This is a genomic window from Streptomyces silaceus (assembly GCF_001419745.1).
Taxonomy (GTDB): Bacteria; Actinomycetota; Actinomycetes; order Streptomycetales; family Streptomycetaceae; genus Streptomyces; species Streptomyces silaceus.
The window spans coordinates 1-3,144 of sequence record NZ_LIRJ01000653.1; the positions used below are offsets into that span (position 1 = coordinate 1).

Here is a 3,144-nt window from a genome sequence, read left to right on the forward strand (position 1 = left end):
GCGGTCGCTGGACGCGGACGACATGGAGACCGCGCGGCTGCTGCTGGGGCGGTGAGGCGGGACCCCGGCGGTGGGCCGGCCCTCGCGCCGGTGCGGCGGTGGTCCGCGGCGCGGTGGGCGACCGGCTGGTGAGACGGCTTTGACCCCTGCCGTACGGACGTGGCTTGCTGCCGCCATGATTCGTACCGCCACACCCGCCGACATCCCCGTCATCCACGCGCTGGTCCGCGACCTCGCCGCGTACGAGAAGGCACCCGACGAGGCGAAGGCCACCGAGGGACAGCTGCGCGAGGCGCTCTTCGGGGAGCGGCCCGCCGCGTACGCGCACATCGCGCAGGACGACACCACCGGCGAGCCGGTCGGCTTCGCGCTGTGGTTCCTGAATTTCTCCACCTGGCGCGGCGTGCACGGGATCTACCTGGAGGACCTGTACGTACGTCCCGAGGCGCGCGGTGCCGGGCACGGCAAGGCGCTCCTCACCGAGCTCGCGCGGATCTGCGTGGCGCGCGGCTACGAGCGCCTGGAGTGGTCCGTCCTGGACTGGAACGAGCCGTCGATCAACTTCTACCGGTCGCTCGGGGCGCGGCCCCAGGACGAGTGGACGGTGTACCGGCTGACCGACGGCGCGCTGGCGGAGCTGGGCGGCGGCTCCTAGCGACCCCTTCGCGGTGTCCCGGACGCTTCCGCGGCGTCCGGGACTCCTCTGCCGTGTCCGGTCAGAACTCGTCGACGGTGTGCGGCAGTCGGGCCGTGCGCAGCGCCGCGTCCAGCGCCGTCACCGTGCCCGGCGTGTGCTCCGTGGCCAGGCCCGCGCGGACCAGGGCGTCGATCGTCGTGCCGCCCAAGTAGGCCGCCGCCAGGTCGCGCACGTCGAGGGCGAGGTCCGCGGGGGCCTCGGTCCTCTCGTACGCGCATCCGTCGGCGGACGCCGTCAGGCGGTGGCGTCCGGCGTTGGCCGGGAGCCGGTCGTCGCGGATGTCGAGGACGACGTCCACCGGGGCCGCCCAGGAGCGGGCCTCCAGGGCCTCGCGCACGTCGACGAGGCGGAGCCACAGCGCCGGGAACTCGCCCGTGACGCGCACCTGGTCGCGGTCGCCGGCGAAGAGGTGCAGCGGGTCGTCCACGGGGCGGCCCCAGGCGCGGATCAGGCCCGTCAGGTCGATCGACGCGAGATAGCGCCACAGCGCGGCCTCGGCGGCCGGGGTGTCCGCCTCCAGCTCGTCCAGACGGACCAGGCCGGGGGCGTCGTCGCGGGTCCTGGTGCGGTAGATCGCGTATCCGGCGACGGGGCCGCGCGGGTCGCCGAGGACGACCACGCGGGGCGGCGACAGCGCGTCGTCCTCCTCGTCCTCCTCCACCAGCCACTCCTCGCGCCACCAGGACTCGGTGCGGTCGATGCGGCCGGCCCGCTCGGCGCGCGTGCGCGCGTAGTACTCGCCGAGGAGGCCGGGGGCTTCGGAGGGGTCGACCAGGCGCAGCGGGCGGTCGTCCGGGGTGATGCGCAGGTCGAGCGGGCGGCGGGAGTCGATCTCCACGGTGTGGCCGTGGGTGGCGGGGCCGAAGCCGAACCGGCCGTAGATCGCGTCCTCCGACGCCCACAGGGACGCGATCGGCGAGCCGTCCGCCGCCGCCCTCGCGAACAGCTCCGCGAGCATGCCCGACAGCACGCCGCGGCGCCGGTGGGTCGGCGCCACCGACACGAACGTCAGGCACGGGCAGGGCAGTTCACCGCCCGGGACCGACACCGTGAACGGGAACGCGGCGACGAACCCGACGAGTTCGTCGCCGTCGTACGCGCCGATGCGGGTGCAGCCGCGCAGCAGGTCGTGGTGGTGCTTGCGCTTCTCGTCCTCCGGGGTCTCGTGGAAGACGAGGTAGGCGAGGGAGAGCGCGCGGTCGATGCCCGTCTCGGGGATGTCGCGGAACTGGATGGAGTCCATACCCATATAACGGACGGTAGTTCCCTTATCCGGTACAGGCATCCGAATATTCGTCACGGGGAGTCAGGGGATCAGGGAGTCGGAGGATCAGGGACTCAGGGAATCAGGACGACCTTGCCCATCGTGCCGCGCGTCTCCAGGGCGCGGTGGGCCGCTGCCGCCTCCGCGAGGGGGTAGCGCTGCACGGCCGGGGTGAAGTGGCCCGTCGCCGCCTCCGCGAGCGCGGCCAGCTCCAGGGTGCGGACGGGGTTGTCGCCGCCGGCCTTGGCCATCATCGCCGGGCCGAGGACGTTGACCTGCGTGATGCCGCGTGCGGTCAGCTCCTCCTCGGTGAACGTCAGCGCCTCGCCGTCGTGCAGGCCCTTGCCGGACCAGCCGAAGACGACGTGGCTGCCACCGGGGCCCAGCAGGTCGACCGCGGCGCGGCCCGCGTCGCCGCCGACCCCGTCGAAGACGACGGTCGCGGCGCGTCCGTCGAGCCGCTCCTTCAGGTACGCGCGCACCTCGTCGGGCCAGGCCGGGTCCTTGTAGTCCACGGCCAGGTCGGCGCCGTGCGCGCGGACGCGGGCCGTCTTCTCCGGGCCGCCCGCCAGACCGATGACGGTGGCGCCGCGGTGCTTGGCGTACTGCGTGAGGAGCGTGCCGATGCCGCCCGCGGCGGCGGGGACGACGACCACGGAGTCCGCCGTGAGCTCGGTGAACCGGAGGATCCCCATCGTCGTGCGGCCCGTCCCGATGAGGGCGACGGCCTCCGCGAAGTCCAGGTCGTCGGGGAGTTCGTGGAGGCGCGAGACCTCGGTGACGGCGCGCTCGGCGTAGCCGCCGGGGGCGAAGCCGATGTGGGCGACGACGCGCTTGCCGAGCCAGTGCGCCGGTACGCCCTCGCCGAGTGCGTCGACGGTGCCCGCCACCTCGCGGCCGGGGATCGTGGGCAGGGCCGGGAGTTCGGGCAGCGGGCCCTGTATGCCCTCGCGGATCGCGGTGTCCAGGAGGTGCACGCCGGCCGCGGCCACGGTGACGCGGACCTGGCCCGCGGCCGGCTCGGGGTCCGCGGTCTCCTCGTAGCGGAGGTTCTCGGCGGGGCCGAAGGCGTGGAGGCGGATGGCATGCATGGGGCTCACTCCTGGGCTGTCGGTGCCGTGTGGTTCTGTGCGCGGTGCGGTGTCGTTCCGTGCGCGGTGCCGTGTCGTTCCGTGCGCGGTGC

The 3,144-nt window shown here is 74.0% G+C and carries 3 protein-coding genes; 1 reads left to right on the forward strand and 2 read right to left on the reverse strand.

Going from position 1 to position 3,144, the window contains the following annotated elements; all coding sequences use genetic code 11:
- The first annotated feature begins 175 nt into the window (after positions 1-175).
- Complete coding sequence (locus AOK22_RS38295) at positions 176-655, forward strand: GNAT family N-acetyltransferase (RefSeq protein ID WP_055703248.1); 480 nt, start codon at positions 176-178, stop codon at positions 653-655.
- A gap of 61 nt (positions 656-716) precedes the next feature.
- On the opposite strand, the gene AOK22_RS38300 is transcribed toward AOK22_RS38295, so the two are convergent.
- Positions 717-1,940 carry a GNAT family N-acetyltransferase gene (locus tag AOK22_RS38300; RefSeq protein ID WP_055703249.1) on the reverse strand — a complete coding sequence of 408 codons (1,224 nt, stop codon included), beginning with the start codon at positions 1,938-1,940 and terminating at the stop codon, positions 717-719.
- A gap of 95 nt (positions 1,941-2,035) precedes the next feature.
- Positions 2,036-3,052, reverse strand: a complete 1,017-nt coding sequence (locus tag AOK22_RS38305) for a zinc-binding dehydrogenase (RefSeq protein ID WP_055703250.1) — start codon at positions 3,050-3,052, stop codon at positions 2,036-2,038.
- Positions 3,053-3,144: the final 92 nt, after the last annotated feature.

What these genes read in the sequence shown, in the direction of transcription:
- AOK22_RS38295 (WP_055703248.1), top strand. Translation starts at nt 176, where the DNA reads ATGATTCGTACCGCCACACCCGCCGACATCCCCGTCATCCACGCGCTG.
- AOK22_RS38300 (WP_055703249.1), bottom strand. Translation starts at nt 1,940, where the DNA reads ATGGACTCCATCCAGTTCCGCGACATCCCCGAGACGGGCATCGACCGC.
- AOK22_RS38305 (WP_055703250.1), bottom strand. Translation starts at nt 3,052, where the DNA reads ATGCATGCCATCCGCCTCCACGCCTTCGGCCCCGCCGAGAACCTCCGC.